The organism is Enterobacter sp. 3U4, assembly GCF_057224565.1.
Genome location: NZ_CP136665.1, coordinates 2,320,642 through 2,345,626 on the forward strand (window position 1 = coordinate 2,320,642; position 24,985 = coordinate 2,345,626).

Annotated in this window: 25 protein-coding genes; 12 read left to right on the top strand and 13 right to left on the bottom strand. The window is 55.3% G+C overall.

The window, feature by feature from the left end; all coding sequences use genetic code 11:
- The first annotated feature begins 8 nt into the window (after window positions 1–8).
- Window positions 9–668, top strand: coding sequence for an FtsH protease modulator YccA (gene yccA, locus RVY89_RS11170; protein WP_023335168.1), 660 nt, complete (start codon window positions 9–11; stop codon window positions 666–668).
- An 87-nt stretch (window positions 669–755) separates the two neighbouring features.
- Entirely contained in the window at window positions 756–1,085 is a 330-nt protein-coding gene (gene tusE, locus RVY89_RS11175; RefSeq protein ID WP_484827849.1) for a sulfurtransferase TusE, read from the top strand.
- Here the strand turns inward: tusE and yccX are convergent.
- The 3 genes from yccX to RVY89_RS11190 are packed head-to-tail and all read right to left on the bottom strand — an operon-like array spanning window position 1,082 to window position 2,731.
- Entirely contained in the window at window positions 1,082–1,363 is a 282-nt protein-coding gene (gene yccX, locus RVY89_RS11180) for an acylphosphatase (RefSeq protein ID WP_371898377.1), read from the bottom strand. The genes tusE and yccX overlap by 4 nt on opposite strands.
- An 11-nt stretch (window positions 1,364–1,374) precedes the next feature.
- Entirely contained in the window at window positions 1,375–2,163 is a 789-nt protein-coding gene (locus RVY89_RS11185; protein WP_484827850.1) for a helix-turn-helix domain-containing protein, read from the bottom strand.
- Between the two features lie 10 nt (window positions 2,164–2,173).
- Window positions 2,174–2,731, bottom strand: a complete 558-nt coding sequence (locus RVY89_RS11190) for a kinase inhibitor (protein WP_484827851.1) — start codon at window positions 2,729–2,731, stop codon at window positions 2,174–2,176.
- Window positions 2,732–2,905: 174 nt separating this feature from the next.
- On the opposite strand from RVY89_RS11190, the gene rlmI reads away from it, so the two are divergent.
- Entirely contained in the window at window positions 2,906–4,096 is a 1,191-nt protein-coding gene (rlmI, locus tag RVY89_RS11195; RefSeq protein ID WP_248112058.1) for a 23S rRNA (cytosine(1962)-C(5))-methyltransferase RlmI, read from the top strand.
- Between the two features lie 60 nt (window positions 4,097–4,156).
- The gene (hspQ, locus tag RVY89_RS11200; RefSeq protein WP_008499919.1) at window positions 4,157–4,474 is read left to right on the top strand and encodes a heat shock protein HspQ; all 318 of its coding nucleotides are present in this window, start codon (window positions 4,157–4,159) and stop codon (window positions 4,472–4,474) included.
- A 37-nt stretch (window positions 4,475–4,511) separates the two neighbouring features.
- Here hspQ and RVY89_RS11205 read toward each other — a convergent pair whose 3' ends face one another.
- Window positions 4,512–4,925 carry a CoA-binding protein gene (locus tag RVY89_RS11205; protein ID WP_028012609.1) on the bottom strand — a complete coding sequence of 138 codons (414 nt, stop codon included), beginning with the start codon at window positions 4,923–4,925 and terminating at the stop codon, window positions 4,512–4,514.
- A 173-nt stretch (window positions 4,926–5,098) separates the two neighbouring features.
- Here RVY89_RS11205 and csgI point away from each other — a divergent pair, with 173 nt between their 5' ends.
- Both csgI and mgsA read left to right on the top strand, forming a co-directional pair.
- Entirely contained in the window at window positions 5,099–5,761 is a 663-nt protein-coding gene (csgI, locus tag RVY89_RS11210; RefSeq protein ID WP_484827852.1) for a curli synthesis inhibitor, read from the top strand.
- A gap of 80 nt (window positions 5,762–5,841) precedes the next feature.
- A complete protein-coding gene (mgsA, locus tag RVY89_RS11215; protein ID WP_023311034.1) occupies window positions 5,842–6,300 on the top strand; it encodes a methylglyoxal synthase in 459 nt (152 codons plus the stop codon).
- Between the two features lie 58 nt (window positions 6,301–6,358).
- Here the strand turns inward: mgsA and helD are convergent, their stop codons facing one another.
- On the bottom strand, window positions 6,359–8,413 hold the full coding sequence (helD, locus tag RVY89_RS11220; protein ID WP_484827853.1) for a DNA helicase IV: 2,055 nt from the start codon (window positions 8,411–8,413) through the stop codon (window positions 6,359–6,361).
- A gap of 123 nt (window positions 8,414–8,536) precedes the next feature.
- Here helD and RVY89_RS11225 point away from each other — a divergent pair, with 123 nt between their 5' ends.
- Together RVY89_RS11225 and yccS are read left to right on the top strand one after the other, a co-directional pair.
- Window positions 8,537–8,983: a YccF domain-containing protein gene (locus tag RVY89_RS11225; protein WP_032658155.1), complete on the top strand. Its 447-nt coding sequence runs from the start codon at window positions 8,537–8,539 to the stop codon at window positions 8,981–8,983.
- Window positions 8,984–9,002: 19 nt separating this feature from the next.
- On the top strand, window positions 9,003–11,165 hold the full coding sequence (gene yccS / locus RVY89_RS11230; protein ID WP_484827854.1) for a YccS family putative transporter: 2,163 nt from the start codon (window positions 9,003–9,005) through the stop codon (window positions 11,163–11,165).
- Here yccS and RVY89_RS11235 read toward each other — a convergent pair.
- Window positions 11,122–11,748, bottom strand: coding sequence for a TfoX/Sxy family DNA transformation protein (locus RVY89_RS11235; RefSeq protein ID WP_484827855.1), 627 nt, complete (start codon window positions 11,746–11,748; stop codon window positions 11,122–11,124). The genes yccS and RVY89_RS11235 overlap by 44 nt on opposite strands.
- Before the next feature lie 217 nt (window positions 11,749–11,965).
- Here RVY89_RS11235 and sulA point away from each other — a divergent pair, with 217 nt between their 5' ends.
- On the top strand, window positions 11,966–12,475 hold the full coding sequence (sulA, locus tag RVY89_RS11240) for an SOS-induced cell division inhibitor SulA (protein ID WP_371898548.1): 510 nt from the start codon (window positions 11,966–11,968) through the stop codon (window positions 12,473–12,475).
- A gap of 354 nt (window positions 12,476–12,829) precedes the next feature.
- Window positions 12,830–13,885, top strand: coding sequence for a porin OmpA (ompA, locus tag RVY89_RS11245; protein WP_484827856.1), 1,056 nt, complete (start codon window positions 12,830–12,832; stop codon window positions 13,883–13,885).
- Window positions 13,886–13,948: 63 nt separating this feature from the next.
- Here the strand turns inward: ompA and matP are convergent, their stop codons facing one another.
- Window positions 13,949–14,401 carry a macrodomain Ter protein MatP gene (matP, locus tag RVY89_RS11250; RefSeq protein ID WP_008499929.1) on the bottom strand — a complete coding sequence of 151 codons (453 nt, stop codon included), beginning with the start codon at window positions 14,399–14,401 and terminating at the stop codon, window positions 13,949–13,951.
- 186 nt (window positions 14,402–14,587) lie between these two features.
- Between matP and RVY89_RS11255 the strand changes: the two genes are divergently transcribed.
- Window positions 14,588–16,348 (top strand): AAA family ATPase, encoded by a 1,761-nt coding sequence (locus RVY89_RS11255; protein WP_484827857.1) that lies wholly within the window; start codon window positions 14,588–14,590, stop codon window positions 16,346–16,348.
- Window positions 16,349–16,416: 68 nt separating this feature from the next.
- Window positions 16,417–16,935 carry a 3-hydroxyacyl-[acyl-carrier-protein] dehydratase FabA gene (gene fabA / locus RVY89_RS11260; protein WP_008499931.1) on the top strand — a complete coding sequence of 173 codons (519 nt, stop codon included), beginning with the start codon at window positions 16,417–16,419 and terminating at the stop codon, window positions 16,933–16,935.
- A 71-nt stretch (window positions 16,936–17,006) separates the two neighbouring features.
- Here the strand turns inward: fabA and rmf are convergent, their stop codons facing one another.
- The 6 genes from rmf to rlmKL form a co-directional block, all read right to left on the bottom strand.
- Window positions 17,007–17,174, bottom strand: coding sequence for a ribosome modulation factor (rmf, locus tag RVY89_RS11265; protein ID WP_013097261.1), 168 nt, complete (start codon window positions 17,172–17,174; stop codon window positions 17,007–17,009).
- A gap of 256 nt (window positions 17,175–17,430) precedes the next feature.
- Window positions 17,431–17,997, bottom strand: a complete 567-nt coding sequence (gene pqiC / locus RVY89_RS11270) for a membrane integrity-associated transporter subunit PqiC (protein WP_045908366.1) — start codon at window positions 17,995–17,997, stop codon at window positions 17,431–17,433.
- Window positions 17,994–19,634, bottom strand: a complete 1,641-nt coding sequence (pqiB, locus tag RVY89_RS11275; protein ID WP_484827858.1) for an intermembrane transport protein PqiB — start codon at window positions 19,632–19,634, stop codon at window positions 17,994–17,996. Before pqiB ends, pqiC begins: the two co-directional genes overlap by 4 nt.
- A gap of 4 nt (window positions 19,635–19,638) precedes the next feature.
- Complete coding sequence (pqiA, locus tag RVY89_RS11280) at window positions 19,639–20,892, bottom strand: membrane integrity-associated transporter subunit PqiA (RefSeq protein WP_048222348.1); 1,254 nt, start codon at window positions 20,890–20,892, stop codon at window positions 19,639–19,641.
- A 13-nt stretch (window positions 20,893–20,905) separates the two neighbouring features.
- Window positions 20,906–22,813 carry an ABC transporter ATP-binding protein gene (locus RVY89_RS11285; RefSeq protein ID WP_484827859.1) on the bottom strand — a complete coding sequence of 636 codons (1,908 nt, stop codon included), beginning with the start codon at window positions 22,811–22,813 and terminating at the stop codon, window positions 20,906–20,908.
- 12 nt (window positions 22,814–22,825) lie between these two features.
- A complete protein-coding gene (gene rlmKL / locus RVY89_RS11290; RefSeq protein ID WP_484827860.1) occupies window positions 22,826–24,934 on the bottom strand; it encodes a bifunctional 23S rRNA (guanine(2069)-N(7))-methyltransferase RlmK/23S rRNA (guanine(2445)-N(2))-methyltransferase RlmL in 2,109 nt (702 codons plus the stop codon).
- Window positions 24,935–24,985 lie beyond the last annotated feature (51 nt).

Here is a 24,985-nt window from a genome sequence, read left to right on the forward strand (position 1 = left end):
AGTGACTCATGGATCGTATAATTACTTCTTCGCGCGACCGCACATCGCTACTCAGTACCCACAAGGTGCTGCGCAATACCTACTTCATGCTCAGCCTGACGCTGGCATTTTCAGCAATCACCGCAACCGCCAGCACCGTGCTGATGCTGCCGTCTCCGGGGCTGATTCTGACCCTGGTGGGCATGTATGGCCTGATGTTCCTGACCTACAAAACCGCTGACAAACCGGTCGGTATTCTGTCGGCGTTTGCCTTCACCGGCTTCCTGGGCTACATCCTGGGACCGATGCTGAACGCGTATCTGTCTGCCGGTATGGGCGACCTTATCGGTATGGCGCTGGGCGGTACCGCGCTGGTGTTCTTCTGCTGCTCGGCCTACGTGCTGACCACGCGTAAGGATATGTCCTTCCTCGGCGGTATGCTGATGGCGGGTGTTGTGGTGGTGCTGGTGGGTATGGTGGCAAACATCTTCCTGCAGCTGCCTGCCCTGCACCTGGCGATTAGCGCCGTGTTTATTCTGATTTCTTCCGGCGCGATCCTGTTTGAAACCAGCAACATCATTCGCGGCGGTGAGACGAACTATATCCGCGCCACCGTGAGCCTGTACGTGTCGCTGTATAACATCTTCGTCAGCCTGTTGAGCATCCTGGGCTTCGCCAGCCGCGATTAAGCCGCAGCGCTGTGAACCTGGCCCCGCTTATGCGGGGCTTTGTTTTTTGGTACACTGCTGCGGTTTTTGACTGACGCGTGAATGACTATGTTGAGTTTTGAAGGCAAAGAGATCGAGACCGATAACGACGGTTATCTGAAAGATAGTGGCCAGTGGAGCGAAGCGCTGGCAGAAGTAATTGCTGAAAAAGAAGGTATCATCCTCTCCCCCGAACACTGGGAAGTGGTGCGTTTTGTGCGCGAGTTTTATCTCGAGTTCAACACCTCTCCGGCCATCCGCATGCTGGTCAAGGCGATGGCCAATAAGTTCGGCGAAGAGAAAGGCAACAGCCGCTATCTCTATCGTCTGTTCCCGAAAGGCCCGGCAAAACAGGCCACCAAAATTGCCGGCCTGCCTAAACCGGTGAAGTGTATTTAATAGCGAATACCAAAGTTCATATATTCCCGCCCGGGTTGATGCGGTTCTGTTAAGACCCTATCAACCCGTGCGCTGCGCGGCCCGCCCGCCTTCAGCCACGCCACCAGCTTGTCGACCTGCTCCGCTTCGCCGCAGGCGACCACCTCAACGCTGCCGTCATCCATGTTGCGCGCGTATCCCGTGAGCCCTAGCTGAACGGCCTCGCGCTGGGTGCTGTAGCGGAACCCGACGCCCTGAACAACGCCGTGAACCCAGGCAATAGTACAGACTTTAGACATTTTTCTTCTCCTTAACGTAGCGTTTTCGGTAAACAGCCGTAGTGTTGCCGAAAACGGGCGGTGAAACGAGAGCTGGACAGATACCCACATTGTAATGCGATTTCGCCAATCGGTAATCGGGTTGACTGCAGCTGCGACAAAGCAACGCCCATCCTCACCTCCTCCACAATCTGGCGAAAACTCTGCGACTCTTCACGTAGCCGTCTGCGCAGCGTCGGCACGCTCAGGGCCAGCCGGCTGGCGACATCCTGCGCGGTCCAGGCTCTGGCGGGCGACAGCATAATGAACTGCCGCACCTGCTCGGTCAGGCTATTGTTTCGCTCAATAAGCAGCGGGCCTGCCGCGCCGTCATGCAGCAATGCCAGCAAAAGCCCGAAGGCCTGATGCTTTTGCAGCGCCTCCGGTAAATCCTGACGCACGGCGTGCAGCAGGTTATCCCACATAAATGCCAGCCCCTCGCTCAGCGGGGCGCAGAGCGAATGCAGCGTCGTGCGCGGCCAGGATTTCAGGTAATGCGCTTTAAACTCGGCAACAATTTCCGGCGATAACATCAGCAAGTCAGAGTGAAACAGACCGTTTGCGGGCTGATTGATGATCTCCATCGCCGTATTGGCAGGAATAATGATGAGCTCATCCCGGGTGGCCACCAGGCGGTTGTCGTCCTGCACAATCACCTTGCTGCCGTGAGTGATATGGCAAATCGCCGGAAAGAAGAGCTTAACCTGGTGCAGGCGATGCATTTTGCTGGCACTCACTTCACCCGCAGTGAGATGTTTATGTCGAAAATGGAACTCCTGCACCCCGCCATCCTTATCTGCTGTAGGTTGCTGTTAACTGAGCCTTTGCCAGAACGTGACTATTGAGCATAAAACCGACCAGCGCGCCGCTGGCATTTTTGTCGACGGGCAGTTTATCCACGTCCAGCGCCCAGACGGTAATCTGATAGCGGTGAGGCTTGTCCCCGGCAGGGGGACATGCGCCGCCGAATCCAGAATAACCGAAATCATTACGCCCCTGCACAGCGCCAGCAGGTAATTTTTCGCCATTTGGGTTACCGGCATCTGCGGGCAGCGTCATTGTCTTCGCGGGAATGTTGGCTGCGGTCCAGTGCCACCAGCCGCTGCCGGTAGGCGCATCCGGGTCATAGACCGTAATGGCAAAACTTTTCGTACCCGCGGGCGGATTTGTCCACGCCAGCTGCGGTGAGGTATTCCCACCGTGGCAGCCAAATCCCTCAAACACCTGCTGTGGCGCTAACCGCCGGTCGCCGGAAATATCCCGGCTGGTCATGCTGAAAGGCGTTGCTGCGAAAACCTGAAAACTCATTGCCGTCAGAGCGGCTATTGTGATGACACTGCGCTTTTTCATGGGTATTTCCTTTGCTGAACCGGAAGCCCTAAGATAAAGCACGCAACAATGCCCCAATGTGCCTAAGCGATTTGATTTTGTGCCGAAACGCTCAACGGCATCCGCAGATGATTGCGCCTTGCTGAATGTGCTACTCTACGCGCCATTTCCCTGAAATCGACAGAACAGCAAATTATGAGTGTACGTTTAGTGTTAGCCAAAGGGCGCGAGAAATCATTACTGCGCCGTCATCCCTGGGTCTTTTCCGGCGCGGTTGCCCGTATGGAAGGCAAAGCCAGCCTCGGTGAAACCATTGACATCGTTGACCATCAGGGGAAATGGTTAGCGCGAGGCGCCTACTCGCCAGCGTCCCAGATCCGCGCTCGCGTCTGGACGTTTGATAAAGACGAAACCATCGACATCGACTTCTTCGTGCGTCGTCTGCAGCAGGCGCAGCAGTGGCGTGAGTGGCTGGCAAAACGCGACGGGCTCGACAGCTACCGCCTGATTGCCGGTGAGTCCGACGGTCTGCCGGGCGTGACCATCGATCGCTTCGGCAACTTCCTGGTGCTGCAGCTCCTGAGCGCCGGGGCGGAATACCAGCGTGCCGCGCTGATCAGCGCCCTGCAAACGCTGTTCCCGCAGTGCGCCATTTACGACCGCAGCGATGTGGCGGTGCGCAAAAAAGAGGGCATGGAGCTGACCCAGGGTCCGGTCACGGGTGAACTTCCCCCTGCCCTGCTGCCGATTGAAGAGCACGGCATGAAGCTGCTGGTGGATATCCAGGGCGGACACAAAACGGGTTACTACCTTGACCAGCGCGACAGCCGTCTGGCTACGCGTCAGTACGTTGCCGACAAACGCGTGCTGAACTGTTTCTCCTACACCGGTGGGTTCGCCGTTTCAGCACTGATGGGCGGCTGTGCCCAGGTGGTCAGCGTGGACACCTCGCAGGAAGCGCTGGACGTGGCAAAGCAGAACGTCGAGCTGAACAAGCTGGATCTGAGCAAAGCCGAATTTATACGTGACGACGTCTTCAAGCTGCTGCGTAAATATCGCGATCGGGGCGAGAAGTTCGACGTCATCGTGATGGATCCGCCAAAGTTTGTGGAAAACAAAAGCCAGCTGATGGGCGCCTGCCGCGGGTATAAAGATATCAACATGCTGGCTATCCAGCTGCTGAACCCGGGCGGGGTTCTGCTCACGTTCTCCTGCTCAGGCCTGATGACCACAGATTTATTTCAGAAAATCATCGCCGACGCCGCAATAGATGCTGGCCGTGATGTACAATTTATAGAGCAGTTCCGTCAGGCAGCCGATCACCCCGTGATTGCTACCTACCCGGAAGGACTGTATCTGAAAGGGTTTGCCTGTCGCGTCATGTAACTTGAAAAGAGAAATATTGCCCGCACATAACGTGTAAGTAGTGTTTCCCGGGAGGTGACTATGATTGCCAGCAAATTCGGTATCGGCCAGCAGGTCCGCCACACTTTGCTCGGGTATTTGGGTGTGGTCGTGGATATCGACCCGGAGTATTCCCTTGATGAACCCTCAGCAGACGAGCTGGCGGTGAATGCAGAGCTTCGCGCCGCGCCCTGGTACCATGTGGTGATGGAAGGTGATGATGGACAACCCGTTCACACCTATCTTGCTGAAGCGCAGCTGAGCAGCGAGCTGCAGGAAGAGCATCCGGAGCAACCCACAATGGATGAGCTTGCTCAGACTATCCGCAAACAGTTACAGGCTCCGCGCCTGCGGAACTAAGCGTGTAAAAAAAGCCCGATGAACGGGCTTTTTTTTATTACTTCGCCAGCCCCAGACGGGGGATGTCAATCGCCGGACAGCGGTCCATGACGACCTTCAACCCCGCATCCCGCGCCAGAACGGCGGCCTGCTCGTTAATCACGCCCAGCTGCATCCACAGCGTTTTTGCCCCTACGGCGATAGCGTCCTGCGCCACTTCCCACGCCGCCTCGGAATTACGGAAGACGTCGACCATATCAATTTTTTCCGGCACGTCAGCGAGCGTGGCATAACCCTGCTGGCCCAGTAAGGTTTTCCCCGCTACTTTTGGTGAGACCGGGATGACGTGGTAGCCCTGATCGAGAAGGTATTTCATCACCCGATAGCTTGGCCGATCGGGTTTATCGCTCGCGCCCACCAGCGCAATGGTACGCGTGGATGTCAGAATCTCGGCAATATCGTTCTCTTTCATGGTTTTTCTCCTGGCTTTTTTAAAAGTGTACGCCAAACCGCACATCTCAACCATCCATCCCATACCGACGCATGAGGGCAAAACGGCGAAATATGTCTATATGTTAGTAAACATGATTCTCGAAAAATTTAGATACATTAATGCGGCGACAGGATTTCTGACGGGAGCCTTCTATGAAAACCGGTATTGCCACTGCTCTGATTGCGTTAGTGATGCCGGTCTGCGTTTTTGCTACCACGCTCCGGCTCTCTACCGATATTGATCTCCTGGTACTGGACGGAAAAAAGGTCTCCAGCTCGCTATTGCGCGGTGCAGACAGCATCGAGTTAGATAACGGGCCGCATCAGCTGGTATTCCGGGTGGAAAAATCGATCGGTCTGGCGAATCACGAGCAACGGATGTACATCTCGCCTCCGCTGATCGTCAGCTTTAATACCCGGCAAATCAGTCAGGTGAATATCACCCTCCCTCGTCTTGAAACGGAGAAAGAGTCTGCGGCCTTCGACGCTTCACCCCGCGTTGAACTGCTGGACGGGGATGCGATGCCGATTCCGGTGAAGCAGGATATTCTGGCGCTGACAACCTCACCAAAAGGCCCGGACTACGAGGCCGCGACCCAGACCTATAACAAAGCGGGGAAACGCGCATCGCTTCCGCAGTTTGCCACCATGATGGCTGACGACAGTACGCTGCTTTCCGGCGTATCTGAACTGGACGTCATTCCTCCCCAGTCCCAGACCCTGACGGAACAGCGCCTTAAATTCTGGTTCCAGCAGGCCGATCCCGACACGCGGGCCCGATTTTTACAGTGGGCAAAACAACAACCTTCATCATAAGCCACATTTTTTACGCCTTTCTCTTGCAGCGTCAGACGGTTCCCGTCATCGTGTAGGCAGTTAACCTGATGGATATGATTATGGAACTGACAACACGCACGCTGCCTGAGCGCAAACACATTGCTCTTGTGGCGCACGATCACTGTAAACAAATGCTGCTTAACTGGGTTCGCCGCCATCAGTCTTCGCTGGAAAAGCACGCCCTGTCGGCAACCGGCACCACCGGTAACCTGATTCAGCGTGAAACGGGTCTGCAGGTCAATGCCATGCTGAGCGGCCCGATGGGCGGCGATCAGCAGGTCGGCGCGCAGATCTCCGAAGGGAAGATTGATGTGCTGATCTTCTTCTGGGATCCGCTGAACGCGGTTCCGCACGATCCGGATGTTAAAGCGCTGCTGCGTCTGGCGACGGTGTGGAATATTCCGGTGGCGACGAACCTGTCGACGGCGGATTTCATCATCGAATCGCCGCAGTTCAACTCGCCGGTAGATATCCTTATTCCGGACTATCAGCGTTATCTTTCCGACAGATTGAAGTAACTTTTTCGCCGGGTGGCGGCTACGCCTTGCCCGGCCTACTCATCCTTGCCCGTCGTCGTTATGGCTTCCGCGCCACCGGCACATCAATACTCTTCAAAATATCGACAAACACGGATGGCTCTTCTTTATTAAACAGTAGCCACACGCGATGCCGCGCGCGGGTGATAGCCACGTACAGCAAACGCCGCTCTTCGGCATCCGGGAAGTCTTCCGGCACCGGCAGCAAGGCCTGTTCCATTACCGACTCGCGAGCCGGAGCCGGGAAACCGTCGCTGCCCTCTTTCAGCCCCACCACAATCACATAATCAGCCTGCTGCCCTTTGCTGGCGTGAATCGTCATAAATTCAAGCTGCAGTTTCGGCCAGCGGGTGGCCGCTTTTTCCAGCGCCGCGGGCTTAAGGTGATGGTAGCGGGCCAGCACCAGAATACGTTCATCAGGCTTCGCGTAACCGCTGAGCTTGTCCAGCAGCGGTTCCAGCTGATCGTCCGCCAGCAGGGTCACGGCTTTTTTATCCCCTGGCCGCAGGCTATTGAGCGGCTTTGCCAGCTGATGCGGGTTCTGCTGGATAAAGCGGTTGGCGATTTCACCAATGCGTGAATTGAAGCGGTAGGTGGTGTCCAGATCGCTGCGATCCCCTTCGCCGAAATAGTGGTGGAACGCGGTTGTCAGGGAGAGCTGCGCCCCGCTGAAGCGATAGATGGCCTGCCAGTCGTCACCCACCGCAAACAGCGACGTATGTTTATTTTGCGCCCGTAGCGCCGAGAGCAGTGCAGCACGCTGCGGTGAGATATCCTGGAACTCATCCACCAGAATATGTTTCCACGGGCTGACAAAACGCCCCTTCTCAAGAATGATGATGGCCTGATGGATCAGGCCGGAGAAATCGACGGCATTTTCCTCTTTCAGCGCGGTTTTCCAGGCCTTCAGCAGCGGGGCCATCAGCTTGACCCGCTTCGAAAACAGATCGCGGATCGCCTCCGGCGCGCTTTCAATCATCTCTGCCTGCGTTCCGCCGTGCATTCGCATCAGGCTGACCCAGCGGTCAAGCCGTGAACTCAGCCGACGCGCCAGTTTATCATCCTGCCAGAAGCTGCCCTCAGGCACCTCCCAGTTGAGCTCCTCCTCCAGCCACTGGCGCCACCCTTTCGCCTGCGCCTTTTTCTCACTGCACTGCTGGCGCCACGTTTTGATGAACAGCGCCTGACGCGCCTGCGCGTCGTTTTCCAGCTTACTGATGGAAGGCACTTTTTTGCTGCCCTGCTGAATAATATGCAGCGCAAGGGCATGGAAGGTTCTGGCCGTGATATCCCGGGTATGCAGACGTTCCTGGATCCGTTCATCCATCTCCTGGGCAGCCTTGCGACCAAAGGCCAGAAGCAGAATTTGATCGGCTACCGCTTCTCCGGTCGTCAGCAGCCAGCCGGCACGCGCGACCAGCACCGACGTTTTACCGCTACCGGCCCCCGCCAGCACCAGCAGCGACTGCTCGCCGTTAACCACCGCGCGCGCCTGGGCCGGGTTGAGCGGAGAAGACTCCACCGTACTGAAAAAGTCGGCGTATTGGGTGAGCATGGCGTCCGTCCAGGCCTGATTATGGGCGAGACGGCTCTTATCCTTATCATTCAGCCAGGCCTGGCACTGGCGCCAGGCGTCGCGACAGTTGTCAAACTCGTCGAGACGCGTCACGGAGATCGGCAGTGCCGAGAGTGCCTGTCGGATCTTTTGCTGCAGTCCGGCGGTCTGCTGACGGGTGAGCCACGAATGCTGCGCGTTGCTTTGCGCGATATCGTCCAGCACCTGCTGGAGCACCTGGGCGGCAATCACGCTCATATCCTGGCTCCACTGCTGCCAGAGCGCGTTCAGGTGATGGTGGAAACGCTGGGTTTCCGCCCACTCGGTGCCGTGAAGGCGCACGACTTTATCGTCAGGCAGAACGAACTCCAGCTCGCCCCATACCAGCCCGCGTTTGCAGTGGATAGCCAGAAGCTGATTAAACGGAATAAGGTATTCGTGGCGTTCCCCGGAGACTTTCACCCCGGCATTAAGGAGAACAACCCTGTCGTAAGGGTGTTGCGCCAGGCGTTTGCCTAACGACGTTGCTTTCAGTTCCATGTTCCGCCAAATCCACGAAGAGATAATTTACCTGACAGTTTAACTGCCAGTTTTAAGGTGCTCCAGCCTAAAAAAACGTTACAATCATTGGGCGTTAATTTTATCGAAAGGAAGTGAGGGTTTATGCGTACCGTTCTGAATGTGTTGAATTTTGTGCTGGGCGGTTTTGCCACCACCCTTTCCTGGCTTTTTGCCACGCTGGTGAGCATCGTCCTGATTTTCACGCTTCCCCTGACCCGTTCCTGCTGGGAAATCACAAAACTCTCCTTAATCCCCTACGGGAATGAAGCCATCCACGTTGACGAGCTGAATCCGGAGAGCAAAAGCGCCCTGATGAATACCGGCGGAACCCTGCTGAACATTCTGTGGCTGATTTTCTTCGGCTGGTGGCTGTGCATCATGCATATTTTTGCGGGGATTGCGCAGTGCATCACGATTATTGGTATTCCGGTGGGGATCGCGAACTTTAAGATCGCCGCTATTGCCCTTTGGCCCGTCGGGCGCAGGGTTGTTCCGGTCGAAGTGGCCCAGGCGGCGCGTGAAGCAAACGCTCGTCGTCGTTTTCAGTAACTAAGGACCGGCCGCGTTTATGCTAAGCCCACTGCTTCGCCGTTATACCTGGAACAGCACCTGGCTATACAACGTCAGGATATTTATCGCGCTTTGCGGCACGGTTGCCCTGCCCTGGTGGCTGAATGATGTCAAGCTCACCATCCCACTCACGCTGGGCGTAGTGGCCGGGGCGCTGGCGGACCTGGACGATCGTCTGGCCGGGCGTTTACGTAACCTGGTTATTACGCTCGTCTGCTTTTTTATTGCCTCAGCGTCCGTTGAGCTGCTTTTCCCCTGGCCCTGGCTGTTTGCCCTGGGTCTTACCCTCTCAACCAGCGGCTTTATTTTGCTGGGCGGCCTTGGGCAGCGCTATGCCACCATCGCTTTTGGTGCATTGCTGATCGCCATCTACACCATGCTGGGCGTTTCCCTGTACGACCAGTGGTATCAGCAGCCGGTTCTGCTGTTGCTGGGCGCCATCTGGTATAACCTGCTGACGCTAACCGGTCATTTGATCTTCCCTGTTCGCCCGCTGCAGGATAACCTTGCCCGCAGCTTTGAGCAGTTAGCCCACTATCTGGAACTGAAATCCCGCCTGTTCGACCCGGATATCGAAGAAGAAAGCCAGGCTCCGCTCTACGATCTGGCGCTGGCAAACGGCCAGCTTGTCGCCACCCTTAATCAGACAAAAGCCTCTCTGCTTACCCGTCTGCGTGGGGATCGCGGTCAGCGCGGAACGCGAAGGACCTTACACTACTATTTTGCCGCCCAGGATATTCATGAACGCGCCAGCTCCTCGCACGTTCAGTATGCCGCCCTGCGCGAGAAGTTCCGCTACAGCGACGTGATGTTCCGCTTCCAGCGCCTGCTGTCCATGCAGTCCCAGGTGTGCCAGCAGCTCTCTCGCTCTATTCTGCTACGCACGCCCTATCAGCATGACCCCCGCTTTGAACGCGTATTCAGCCACCTTGATGCGGCGCTCGATCGCGTTCAGGCCAGCGGAACGTCACCGGAGCACATCAAGGCGCTGGGCTTTCTGCTGAACAACCTGCGCGCGATTGACGCGCAGCTGGCGACAATTGAGTCCGAACAGGCGATGGCGCAGCCGGGCAGTGAGGTTGAAAACCAGCTTGCTGATGACAGCGTGCACAGCGTTAGCGATATGTGGCTACGGCTGAGCCGCAACTTTACGCCGGAGTCGGCTCTCTTTCGCCATGCGGTGAGAATGTCGCTGGTGCTGTGCGTGGGTTATGCCTTTATCCAGATAACCGGGCTGCACCACGGCTACTGGATCCTGCTGACCAGCCTGTTCGTTTGCCAGCCAAACTATAACGCCACCCGACACCGTCTTGCGCTGCGTATTATCGGCACGCTGGTTGGCGTCGCGATCGGCCTTCCGGTGCTCTATTTCGTGCCCTCCGTTGAAGGTCAATTGATCCTGATCGTGATCACCGGCGTGTTGTTCTTCGCGTTTCGCAACGTGCAGTACGCCCATGCAACCATGTTCATCACGCTGCTGGTGCTGCTCTGCTTTAACCTGCTGGGTGAAGGGTTTGAAGTCGCCCTGCCCCGCGTGATCGATACCCTGATTGGCTGCGCGATTGCCTGGGCCGCCGTCAGCTTTATCTGGCCGGACTGGCGTTTCCGCAATTTGCCGCGCGTGGTAGACCGGGCGATGAACGCCAACTGTCGATACCTTGACGCTATCCTGGAGCAGTATCACCAGGGGCGCGATAACCGCCTGGCTTACCGGATAGCTCGTCGCGATGCGCATAACAGCGACGCAGAACTGGCCTCCGTTGTCTCTAACATGTCAACGGAGCCTCGCGCCACGGCGGAGATTCGAGAGACTGCGTTCCGCCTGCTCTGCCTGAACCATACGTTCACCAGCTATATTTCGACGCTGGGGGCCCACCGTGAGAAACTCACTAACCCGGGTATTCTCAACCTGCTCGATGACGCCGTCTGCTATGTTGATGACGCGCTTCATCACCGACCAGCCGATGAGCCGCGCGTTCAGCAGACGCTGGATGAACTGGCTCAGCGCATTGCGCATCTAGACCCAGGAAATGACAGCAAAGCGCCGCTTGTTCTTCAGCAGATAGGCCTGCTTATCGCTCTGCTGCCTGAAATTTGCCGGCTGCAACAGCAAATCGCTACCTGGAGGAGTGATTCTCCTGTGGCTCAGGCAGCGCATTAAACCACTCCGTCAGCTCCCGGCGAATGCCTGCCGGGAGTGCCGCCTCATGCAGCCCTTCGATAGCCCCTTCCAGCGCGAAGAGAACTTTAATACTGAGCGCTTTGTTCTTTGCCCGCATCTTTAGCCAGCTCGCTCTGGCACCCAGCGCCCGCAGCGTTTCCTCGTTGGTTATGCCTGCTTCAAAGAGCAAAACCTCAAGCTGAAAGGTCAGGTTTGGCAGATCCTTAAGGCGGTTTCGCTGATGGCGCTGATTGCGCTCTTTTCTTGCCGCACTGAGCGCAAACGAGGAGAGCTGAAGCAATCGCTCCCTGTCCTGCCATAATCCGTCATCCACACGATAATAGTTGAGCAGCACCGGGCGGCCTCGCTTCATCAACGTCAAAAAAGAGGAGGCATTTTTTACACAGTATTTTGCACTCTCCTCACAGGCCCGAAGATAAAGTTCGCCATCAGAAACCATGGCAAAAACCGCATCATCCACCGCGAGGGTGTAGCCTCCAAACAGCGCACGATGATGGATCTCGCCCAACGGGGAGAGGTATTCCTGGGATTTATAAATCCGTTCATAAGATATCTTTTTCATGATATTTCCCTTAAAAATCATAACGTAACAACAAAATTTCTTACTAGCGGATCCGTTAGCAGGAAAATAGGCAACTTATCGCCGTTGAGCAAGATGAATTTTCGAGGGGCATCAAGATTGAATGAATTTTGCGAGTCGCTTTCCGAAAATGAGGTTGATCTTTGGGCACACAGGGGTTACTGTATATTCATACAGTAACTACAGGGCTGGAATGAATATGCACACTTCAGGCTATGCAAATCGCGCAATCTCTCTCTCTTCTGCAGCAGGCAATGTCCCGCAGAATTCCGTCGAGCGTGTTTCCACAGGGCTTATCAGTGAAGTGGTTTATCGTGAAGACCAGCCCCTGTTGACGCAACTTCTGTTATTGCCGTTATTACAACAGCTCGGTCAGCAATCGCGCTGGCAGCTTTGGCTCACGCCTCAGCAAAAGCTGAGCCGCGAGTGGGTTCAGTCCGCAGGCCTTCCGCTCACCAAGGTTATGCAAATTAACCAGCTCTCGCCTTGCGATACCGTTGAGTCGATGATCCGTGCGTTACGCACTGGAAATTACAGCGTGGTGATTGGATGGTTACCGGAAGAATTGACGGAAGAGGAACATTTCCGTCTGACTGAAGCAGCTGAAGAAGGGAATGCGATCGGGTTCATTATGCGTCCTGTTCGATCGGATTCTTACCGCAGAGGACAACTTTCTGGGCTAAAAATTCACTCGAATTTGTATCATTGAGTGAAATTAAGATTTTTCCTGGAATTTTTTTTGACTACAAGATGACACTAAAGTTCCCTGACTGAAAATTGCGGCAAGGCTTGTCTGGTGCGGTTCTCCTTAATTTTATTGCACAAAATTCGTTCGAAAAATGTTAAATAATCGGTATACGGAACTTTTTTTTTCATATGCCTGACGGACTTCACACTTGTAAGTTTTCAGCTACGTTGTAGACTTTACATCGCCAGGGGTGCTCGGCCTAAGCCGAAGATATCGGTAGATTTATATTTGACCACGCCCCCCGGTGAAGGATTTAACCGTGATTCTCTTCTGAGACTTTCATGGCGAATTTTGGATGATAACGAGGCGCAAAAAATGAAAAAGACAGCTATCGCGATTGCAGTGGCACTGGCTGGCTTCGCTACCGTAGCGCAGGCCGCTCCGAAAGATAATACCTGGTATGCAGGTGGTAAACTGGGCTGGTCTCAGTTCCACGACACCGGCTGGTACAACAGCAGCCTGAACAATGATGGCCCAACTCACGAGAGCCAGCTTGGTGCAGGTGCGTTCGGTGGCTATCAGGTTAACCCGTATGTTGGTTTTGAAATGGGTTACGACTGGTTAGGTCGTATGCCATACAAAGGCGACACCATCAACGGCGCTTTCAAAGCACAGGGCGTTCAGCTGACCGCTAAACTGGGCTACCCAATCACTGACGATCTGGACGTGTACACCCGTCTGGGCGGCATGGTATGGCGCGCAGACTCCAGCAACAACATCGCTGGTGACAACCACGATACCGGTGTTTCCCCAGTATTCGCTGGTGGCGTTGAGTGGGCTATGACCCGTGATATCGCTACCCGTCTGGAATACCAGTGGGTTAACAACATCGGCGACGGCAACACCGTAGGTGTTCGTCCAGACAACGGCATGCTGAGCGTAGGTGTTTCCTACCGTTTCGGCCAGCAGGAAGAAGCAGCACCAGTTGTTGCTCCAGCGCCGGCTCCAGCTCCAGAAGTACAGACCAAGCACTTCACTCTGAAGTCTGACGTTCTGTTCAACTTCAACAAAGCGACTCTGAAACCAGAAGGCCAGCAGGCACTGGATCAGCTGTACACCCAGCTGAGCAACCTGGATCCTAAAGACGGTTCTGTAGTGGTTCTGGGCTTCACCGACCGTATCGGTTCTGACGCTTACAACCAGAAACTGTCTGAGAAACGTGCTCAGTCTGTTGTTGATTACCTGATCTCCAAAGGTATCCCAGCTAACAAGATCTCCCCACGTGGTATGGGCGAATCTAACCCAGTTACTGGCAACACCTGTGACAACGTGAAAGCTCGCGCTGCACTGATCGACTGCCTGGCTCCAGATCGTCGCGTAGAGATCGAAGTTAAAGGCATCAAAGACGTTGTAACTCAGCCAGCGGCATAAGTTATCGTCTTATAAAAAAACCCCGCCATGCGGGGTTTTTTATTGTCTGCAGAAAACTAAAATCTATTTTTTACCCAACAGAGCCTGAAGGTCATTCTTCAGCGTCGACATCTGATTGGCGTACTTCTCTTTATGTTCGGCATCCTCAATCAACTGCACGATGGTTTCTGACAGCGTTTTGCCCCGTCGTTGTGCCAGCCCAGCAAGGCGTTGCCAGACAACGAACTCCAGGTCGATTGATTTTTTGCGAGTGTGCTGATGCTCAGCGTTAAAATGCCGTTTGCGTCGCGCGCGGATAGTTTGCTTCATCCGGTTTAATAACGCAGGATTGATGTGTTTCTCAATCCAGCCGTTAACCTGTACCGGTTCATTTTCGAGGGTCAGCAAAATATCCACGGCTTCTTGCGCAGCGCTGGCTTCGATGTAGCAGGTGATCAGCTCCCCTTCACGGTGCTTTTTGACCAGGTACTTCCATTTCCAGCCGCTTTCGAGATTTTCCAGTTGTTGATATTTCATTGCGATCTCAGTGTTACCACGTAACTCTGTTCAGAATATCAGTTTTTTAGCAATCTGCTGAAAAGAAATCATATCCTGTGATTGAATGCAGCCAATCACCCTGTCGAAATCCCCAATCCTGCTTGGGTACAGCCCCCCGCTTACGGTATACTCCACGCTTTTACATCTGACTAAAAAACATCAACTTTGACCATTACGAAACTTGCATGGCGTGACCTTGTTCCGGATACCGAAAGTTACCAGGAACTGTTTGCACAGCCCGAACTCGCAAAAGAACACGAATTCATCCTTAGCGATACGCAGCCTCGTTTGCATTATGCGCTGGAGCAGGTGTTAAGCCCATGGGCAACAGCGCCCTTTATGCTGCTCAAGGCCCCGGAAGAAGCGGAATACCTGACGCTGCTCGGAGATGCCGTGCGCCAGCTGAAGCCGGAAGCGAACGCCGTTTTTGGCGGCCAGTATCGTATTGCGGGACATGATGTCACTTTCGAGCCGGCGGCGCAGGCCGATGGCCGTTTTGCCGCTAAGGGCGAAGTGATTACCGCTAACTGGGTCGAGGCGGAACAACTCTTTGGTTGCCTGCGCCAGTTTAACGGCGAACTTTCGCTGCAGCCGGGGTTGGTACATCGCGCAAATGGCGGTGTTCTCATCATCTCACTGCGTACCCTGCTCTCGCAGCCGCTGTTGTGGATGCGTCTGAAAACCATCGTACACCAGCAGCGTTTCGACTGGGTCGGCTACGATGAGTCTCGTCCTCTGCCTGTCTCCGTTCCGTCAATGCCGCTGTCGCTAACCGTCGTGCTGACGGGCGACCGTGAATCGCTGGCGGACTTCCAGGAAATGGAGCCTGAACTGGCTGAGCAGGCGGTGTATAGCGAATACGAAGACAATATCCAGATTGCCGATGCCGACGATATGGCACAGTGGTGCCAGTGGGTGATGTCCGTTGCCGAACGTTTTGCGCTGCCAACGCCTGCGGCTGACGCGTGGCCGGGCTTAATCCGCGAAGCGGTACGCTACACCGGTGACCAGGAAACGCTGCCACTCTGCCCGCTCTGGATCGGCAAACAGCTGCGTGAAGTAGGTGTGATCAGCGGTAACGGGGCGTTCTCTGGAGAACAGCTCACTCAGATGCTGGCTCAGCGCGAGTGGCGAGAAGGCTATCTTGCCGACCGTATGCAGGATGAAATTCTGCTGGAACAAATTCTGGTGGAAACCGAAGGCGAACGCGTCGGGCAGATCAACGCTCTGTCGGTGATTGAATTTCCTGGCCATCCGCGCGCGTTCGGGGAGCCGTCCCGTATCAGCTGCGTTGTGCATATTGGCGATGGCGAATTTACCGATATCGAACGGAAAGCCGAGCTGGGCGGAAACATTCATGCGAAAGGCATGATGATCATGCAGGCGTTTTTGATGTCAGAGCTGCAGCTTGAGCAACAGATCCCCTTCTCCGCCTCGCTGACGTTTGAGCAGTCCTACAGCGAAGTGGATGGCGATAGCGCCTCTATGGCCGAGCTGTGCGCCTTAATCAGCGCCCTGGCAGAAGTGCCCATCAATCAGAACATTGCGATCACCGGCTCTGTGGACCAATTCGGTCGTGCCCAGCCAGTGGGAGGCCTCAACGAAAAAATTGAAGGCTTCTTCTCTATCTGTCAGCAGCGCGGTTTAAACGGCAAACAGGGTGTGATTATTCCTGCTCCCAACGCACGCCATTTGAGCCTCAGTCAGGATATTCTGGATGCGGTTGAGCAAGAGCAATTCGCCATCTGGGCCATCGAAGGGATTGAGGATGCGCTACCCTTACTGACAAATCTGGTTTGGGATGGCGAAGGGCAAACCACCCTGATGCAGACTATTCAGGAGCGCATTGCTCAGGCGACACAGCAGGATGCTCGTCATCGTTATCCATGGCCGTTACGCTGGCTGGGCTGGTTTAGTTCGAACTGATCGGACTTGTTCAGCGTACACGTGTTAGCTATCCTGCGTCCTTCACTAAAATAAGGCTTACTGAGAACATGGTAGATAAACGCGAATCCTATACAAAAGAAGATCTTCTTGCCTCTGGTCGCGGTGAACTGTTTGGCGCAAAAGGCCCACAGTTACCGGCCCCGAACATGCTGATGATGGACCGTGTCGTGAAAATGACCGAAACCGGCGGCAACTTCGATAAGGGTTACGTAGAAGCAGAACTCGATATCAACCCGGACCTGTGGTTCTTCGGTTGCCACTTTATCGGCGATCCGGTAATGCCTGGCTGTCTGGGCCTGGATGCTATGTGGCAGCTGGTTGGCTTCTATCTGGGCTGGCTGGGCGGCGAAGGTAAAGGCCGCGCGCTGGGCGTAGGCGAAGTAAAATTCACCGGCCAGGTTCTGCCTACAGCGAAGAAAGTGACCTATCGTATTCACTTCAAGCGCATCGTTAACCGCCGCCTGATTATGGGCCTGGCAGATGGCGAAGTGCTGGTCGATGGTCGTCTGATCTATAGCGCAAGCGACCTGAAAGTTGGCCTGTTCCAGGACACTTCAGCTTTCTGATCGTGCTTTTCGCACCTCCAGAAAGGCGAAACCTCCGCATTGCGGAGGTTTCTTTTTTGAAAGAGACGTTATCAGGCTATGAGTGCCCTGTCGCCGATGGCTTCTCGCCAGCCTCCAAGCCATTGTGACCTTTGATTTATCGTCTGATAAGGACACATTTCTTTAGAACGTCCAGCGATGCCGGCCTGATAACCACGTTGATGAGCCCGTTCCAGGCGATCTCGTTTCTGTCTCTTCATGCCTCGTTTCCCTCATTCTTTTGTCTGGTGGAAAGAAAACAGTGTCTGCACTAAATGCACAGGCACAGATAACGAATACCCCGAATTAGTCGCAGCGTCAATGTTCAAAATTCATACGGGTGTCATATTTGTGAGCTACCTGGAAGTTCATTTGTACAAAAATTGTGACGTGGCACAAGTAACAATCTGAACTGAAAACGAAAAAAAAACCGCAATCAGCGACGGGCCAACTGCGGTTTTTGATGATGAATTTTACTTATGGCAGCCGGGAAATTTCCCTTGCGATGCTGGCCGACTCCTGTGCCCAACCCTGAGCCAGAACTTTCACCATTTCATCATAACCGTCTTTCTGCTGCTTCAGCTCCAGATGGAAAGGACGCTTAATCAGCTGCCCCTGATGGTTCAGCAACCACTCCCCGCTGATCACCACCGCACCGTCATAACGGCCGTGGAAGCCCGTGACCGTGACGTTCAGCGTATCCTGATCGTTACCCAGCGGCTGTGAAGCGACAACCCAGCCCGGAAGCTGGCTGCCCAGATTGGCCACCAGCGTGTTGCGCAGCTGCTGATCAAGCGGGCTGGCCCACAGGTTGTTCGTCGCAATCACGTATTTAACGTCGCTGGTCTGATAGACCACGCCGTTTCCTGCCAGATAATCCGGCACGGCAACCTGCTCAACCCACAGCTGACGGTTTCCCTGACTCGCCGTGCTTTGCCCGCCGCTGTGGGTCGCCACAGGCAGCTGATAGTAGCTTTTATTCTCTACCCCTGAACTGCACGCCGTTAACAGCAGAGCGCCAACCATCAATAGCCACTTTTTCATTCTTTTGCCCTCTTCGGCTCAGGATCCTTTTTATCTTTCGCTTCAAACACCAGCGCATTGCTCTTCTCGTTGAGCGTTTTCAGCACCGGCTGCAGTTCACGCAGAACCTGATCAAGACGCTGCATATCTGCCACCATCTTGTTATAGGCCGCTGAGCCCGGCTGGAAGCCCTGCATACTGCGGTTCAGCTCACGCAGCGTTTTCTGCATGTCCTGAGGCAGCTGCTGCATGCTCTGGCTCGCCGTGATCTTGTTGATATTATCCAGCGTAGTTTGCAGGCGGCGCATCGTTGCCTGGCTTTCGCTCAGAGAATTCGTCGCCGCTTCGATCATCGGATTCAGTGGCAGATTGTTAATCTTATCCAGCGTTTCCATCAGACGCTGCTGGATCTGGGCCAGACCGCTGCTCACCGTTGGGATGATCTTGTAGCCACCGAATTCACGGATACCGGTAATCGGCGGCGCTTTTGGATAGAAGTCCATGTCCACGTACAGTGCACCGGTCACCAGGTTGCCGGTTTTCAGCGACCCGCGCAGACCGCGTTCCATCAGTTGACTGATATGGGCAGCAATATCCTGATTCTCGCCAATCTGGTTTATCAGACGTTCCGGCTCGATGCGGATCAGCACCGGAATGCGATAGTCATCGTCCAGCATCTGGCTCAGGCCAGGTACGAAGAACGGCACTTGCCCAACCGTACCGAGGCGAATACCGCGGAACTCAACAGGCGCCCCCGGCTGCAGGCCACGAACGGAGTCTTTAAAGAACATCAGGAAGTCAACGTGATCGGTGTAGAGTGCATCCTGAATGCTTTTTTGATCGTCAAAGAGACGGAAAGCGGTGTTCTCTGCAACCGGCTGACCCAAGTCCAGCCCTTCCGGCACGTCAAAACTCACGCCGCCGCCAAACAGCGTGGTCAGCGAACCCATTTCAACGCGCATACCTGCTGAAGTTAGATCCACCGCGATCCCGCTGTCTTTCCAGAAGCGGACGTTGCTGGTGACCAGGCGATCGTTTGGCGCATTGATGAAGAGCTGATAGCTGATCGCGCGTTTCTGCGGATCAAACGTGCTTTTCTCAACCGACCCGACGCGGTAGCCGCGGAACAGGACCGGGTCGCCCGCCGTAAGCTGACCTGCTTTTTTGCTGTCGAGGATCACGCGGATACCCTTGGCATCAGGCGGCGCAAGCGGCGGTGAGTCCAGAAGCTGGTATTTGGCTGGCTGGTTACCCTTAGCGCCGGGCTGCAGCTCAATGTAGGCGCCCGAAAGCAGCGTCCCTAAGCCGCTGATCCCTTCTCGCCCCACCTGCGGCTTAACGACCCAGAAAACGGAATCGCCATGCAGCAGTTTTTCCATGCCGGCATTAAGGCGTGCCTTAATTTCCACATGGGTTAAATCGTCGGTCAGGGTTGCGCTTTCGACCACGCCCACGTCCACGCTACGGCTTTTGATGGTCGTTTTACCGCCCTCAATCCCCTCGGCATTGGTGGTTATCAGCGTGACTTCCGGTCCCTGATGGCTGTAATGATAAAACAGGATCCATGCACCGATCAGCGCGGTCACGATGGGAAAAATCCACACCGGCGACCAGTTTTTGACCTTCTGCACTTTCGCCTCTCCACTCTTATTTTCCATGCTCTTACTCTTCCTCATGGCTTGATTCAGGCTCACGATCCCACGATAAACGAGGGTCGAAGGTCATGGCCGCAAACATGGTCATGATCACAACCAGTGCAAACATTAAAGCCCCCATCGCGGGATAAATACTCATCAAACCGCCCATCCGCACCAGTGCAGAGAGAACGGCGATGACAAACACGTCAATCATTGACCAGCGTCCGACAAACTCGACCACTTCATAAATCAGGTGCATGCGTTCGCTGTCGCGCTTCCCATGACCTTTCGCATCCCAGCAGAGCCAGGCGATGGCGATCATTTTTAGGGTCGGCACCATAATACTGGCGATAAAAATTACGCCGGCGACCGGATAAGAACCTTCGCCCCAGAGCAATATCACCCCGGCCAGGATCGTGGAGGGCATTTTGTCGCCGAGCAAATCGGTGATCATGATTGGCAGAATATTGGCTGGCAGATACAACATGACGGACGTGACCAGCAGCGCCATCGTCCACTGCAGACTATTTTTACGGCGTACGTGACCTTTCGTTTCGCAGCGCGGACAAACGTCAAGATCTGCGGGCAGCACGGCGGTGCAGCATGGGCAGGAACGCAGCCCCTGACGAATACCGGGCACGCCGACCTTCACCGTCTGCGCAAGCGTCGGTGCCGGAGCGATATCATCCCACGCCCAGCGCCTGTCCACGCACTGGAATGCGCGCAGCTGCAGGACGCAGTAAAGGCACCACGGAATAAAGCTGCTGCCGATCCCCACGTCGCCGTACGCCATGAGCTTCACGAAACTGACCAGAATGCCCGCCAGAAAGATCTCGGCCATGCCCCAGCTTTTGAGCTGAAAAAGAATGCGAGCGAGCCTGATTTTCAGCGATGCCGGCATCCTGACGCGGTTGACCAGCAAAAGGATAACGACCAGGCAAAAAGCCGGGACTATCTGAACAAACAGGAGAAAAAAGGTGCCGAGACTGGCGTAATCTTCCGAGAACATCACGCCCGGGATTTCAAGCAAATCCACCTGGCTGGTTATCCCCCCCACCTTCATATAGATGAAGGGGAAGAGATTGGAGAGCAGCAGCATGAACAATGCTGCCAGAGCGTAAGCAGTGGGACGCTGCCGCGGCGCGTCCCACTCGGTTGTCAACGTTGCGCCGCAACGTGGACACAGGGCTTTATGTCCGTGACCAAGCTCTGGCAACGCCACGAGCATATCGCATTGCGAGCATAAAATATGCCTGTCGGCATGGTGCTGGTCACACATATGTTATCCCTGTTTATGCGCCGTTTTTCAGAGACTCAAGGTACTCCCAGCGCTCAAATGCTTCTTCCAGGGCTTTTTCAGCCGCTGACAGTTCTGACAGTACTTTCTGAGTATAGTCATGCGATTGGGTAAAGAATGAAGCATCAGCAACCTGTTTTTGCAGATCTTCAAGCGCGGCCTCCAGCTCTTCAAGACGCTGCGGTAGTCCCTCCAGTTCGCGCTGCAGGTTATAGCTTAGTTTAGCCGAGGTTTTCTTGACAGTTTCTGCTTTTGTTACAGCAGGTTCAGAACTTATTTTGGACTTTGACTGTTTCTGCGCCAGAGACTGCGACTGCTGCCCTTTTGCATCGTGATAACCGCCGACATATTGACCAATTCGCCCTTCACCTTCGAAGATCCAGCATTCGGTTACGGTGTTATCCACGAACTGACGATCGTGGCTAACCAGCATCACGGTCCCCTGATAACCGTCAATCAGCTCTTCGAGTAATTCCAGCGTTTCGACATCCAGGTCGTTCGTTGGTTCATCGAGAATTAACAGATTACTTGGTTTCAGGAACAAACGTGCCAGCAGAAGACGGTTTCGCTCACCGCCGGATAACGCACGGACTGGGGTCATAGCGCGTTTCGGATGGAACAGGAAGTCCTGCAGATAGCCCAGCACGTGGCGCGGTTTGCCGTTTACCATCACCTCTTGCTTGCCTTCGGCGAGGTTATCCATCACCGTGCGGTCCGGATCCAGCTCCGCGCGGTGCTGGTCGAAGTAGGCCACTTCCAGCTTAGTCCCGCAGTGAATGCGGCCGCTGTCGGCCTGCAGCTGGCCCAGCATCAGCTTCAGCAGCGTGGTTTTACCGCAGCCGTTCGGGCCGATAAGCGCAATTTTGTCGCCGCGCTGGACCTGAGCGGAGAAATCTTTCACCAGTACTTTGCCATCAATCTGATAGTTGACGTTTTCCATTTCGAAGACAATCTTGCCGGAACGGGACGCCTCTTCCACCTGCATTTTGGCGCTGCCCATCACTTCACGGCGTTCGCTACGCTCAAGACGCATTGCCTTCAGAGCGCGCACGCGGCCTTCGTTACGTGTACGGCGGGCCTTGATGCCCTGGCGGATCCACACCTCTTCCTGCGCCAGCTTGCGGTCGAACTCCGCATTCTGCAGCTCTTCCACGCGCAGGTTTTCTTCTTTCTCCAGCAGATAGGTGTCGTAATCGCCGGGATAGGTGACCAGCTTGCCGCGGTCGAGATCGACAATACGCGTCGCCATGTTGCGAATAAACGAACGGTCGTGCGAGATAAAGATGATGGTGCCGCTGAAGGTTTTCAGGAAACCTTCCAGCCAGTCAATCGCTTCGATATCCAGGTGGTTGGTCGGTTCGTCCAGCAGCAGCACCTTCGGCCCGCTGACCAGCGCGCGGCCCAGGGCCGCTTTACGCAACCAGCCGCCGGAAAGCGCCGACAGCTCCATGTCCGCTTCCAGACCAAGCTGGGCCAAAACCTCGTTAATACGGTTTTCAAGCTGCCACAGACCGTGGTGATCGAGCATCTCCTGCACTTTCGCCAGTTCGTTGAGGTTTTTGTCGCTCGGGTCGGTCATCACCAGATGCGAAATCTCGTGATAGCGCTTCAGGTATTCGGCCTGCTCGGAAATGCCTTCCGCCACGAAATCGTAAACGCTGCCGGTCACGTGACGCGGCGGGTCCTGCTGGAGGCGGGAGACGATCAGATCCTGCTCGTAAACGATGCGGCCGTCATCCAGCCCCTGTTCGCGGTTAAGGATTTTCATCAGCGTGGATTTACCCGCGCCGTTACGGCCCACCAGACAGACGCGCTCGTTATCTTCGATATGCAGCTCTGCATTATCGAGAAGCGGCGAGTCGCTGAAAGAGAGCCACGCGCCGTGCATACTAATTAAAGACATTTATATTTCCTTTCAGGCCGCGGTAATCAACCAGCAGTTATGAATTTGACGGTTACGGGCAAAGTCCTGAGACAGCGTTTTTTGGCTGATTTCTTGTGCTTTCAGTCCCAGGGCTGCTAAGCCGTCATGATCCATACGGAAGCCGCGTTTGTTGTTCGAGAACATAATAGTGCCGCCCTTACGCAGCAGGCGCTTCAGGTCGGTCATCAGGCGCAGGTGATCGCGTTGCACGTCAAAGCTATCTTCCATACGCTTGGAGTTGGAGAAGGTCGGCGGATCGATGAAGATCAGGTCGAACTGCTCGTCAGTATCGCGCAGCCAGCCCAGCACGTCGGCCTGCATCAGTCGGTGCTGACGTCCGGTCAGACCGTTAAGACGCAGGTTGCGCTCCGCCCACTCCAGATAGGTGCGGGACATATCCACCGTGGTGGTGCTCCGCGCGCCGCCCAGACCCGCATGCACGCTCGCGCTGCCGGTATAGGAGAACAGGTTGAGGAAATCTTTGCCCTTGCTCATCTGGCCCAGCATACGACGGGCGATACGGTGATCGAGGAACAGGCCGGTATCAAGATAGTCGGTCAGGTTCACCCACAGGCGAGCGTTGTATTCACCCACTTCGATGAAGTCACCCTTTTCACCCATCTTCTGATACTGATTTTTTCCTTTCTGACGCTCACGAGTTTTCAGCACCAGCCTGTTCGGCGCAATGCCGAGCACGGCGATGGTGGCCGCGATAACGTCCAGCATGCGCTGACGCGCTTTTTGCGCATCAATGGTTTTCGGCGGCGCATATTCCTGAATCACCACCCAGTCCGCGTAGCGGTCAACCGCCACGTTATACTCCGGCAGGTCGGCATCGTACAGGCGATAGCATTCAATGCCCTCCTGCTTCGCCCACTTCTCAAATTTCTTCAGGTTCTTGCGCAGGCGGTTGGCGTAATCTTCCGCCACGCCGGACGGCTTGCTGTCCGCCGCCTTCTCCGCCAGATGATAGTTCTTCTGCACGCAGTCCAGCGGGCCGTTTTTCGCCTTAAACTGGCGATCGGCACGCAGCTGCAGGCAGCTCAGCAGCTCCGGCGAGGCGCTAAACAGCGACAGATTCCAGCCGCCGAAGTAGTCCTTCATATTGCGGCCCAGCAGGCTGTGCAAGGCAATCAGCGCCGGTTCGCTGTCCAGACGCTCGCCGTATGGCGGGTTGCTGATCACGGTACCGTACGGGCCTTTTGGCAGCGGGTTGGTCAGATTCGCCACGTCTTTCACCTCAAAGGTGACCAGCTCGCCGATACCGGCGCGACGGGCGTTGCTGCGCGCGCGTTCAATTACGCGCGGGTCGCTGTCCGAACCGTAGAAGTGGGAGGTGTACTCCGCGAGACCTTTACGCGCGCGGGTCTGAGCGTCGTCTTTGACCTCTTTCCAGATCGCTTCGTCGTGCTGCGCCCAGCCTTTAAAGCCCCAGTGACCGCGATGCAGTCCCGGCGCGCGGTCGGTTGCCAGCATGGCCGCTTCAATCAACAACGTACCGGAACCACACATCGGATCGAGCAGCGGCGTGCCCGGCTGCCAGCCGGAGCGCATTACAATGGCGGCGGCCAGGGTTTCTTTAATTGGCGCCATACCGGTACGATCGCGGTAGCCGCGCAGGTGCAGGCCCGCGCCGCTCAGATCGAGGGAGATACTCGCCGTGTCGCCGTTCAGCCAGACGTTAATACGCAGATCGGGGTTTTCGCGATCGACGTTCGGACGTTCCTTATTTTTACGCGTGAAGCAGTCCACAATGGCGTCTTTAACGCGCAGGGCACCGTACTGGCTGTTGCGAATCTCGTCGTTCACGCCGTTGAAATGCACCGCAAAGGTGGCATTGGGCGTGAAGATTTCTGTCCAGTCGATCATCTGTACGCCGGTATAGAGATCCAGGTCGCTATAGACCTTGCACTCCTTCATCGGCAGCATGATGCGCGACGCCAGACGGCTCCACATCAGGCTCTGGTAAATAAGCCGCGTGTCGCCCTCAAAATGGACACCACCCTGAACCACCTGGCACTCTTGCGCGCCCAGGCTTTCCAGTTCAGTTTTTAACAGCTCTTCCAGCCCACGGGCCGTACTGGCAAACAGAGAATTCATATCGTCACTTTTACTCTTAGAAAATTGTCGCGCATTATAGCTAATATGGCG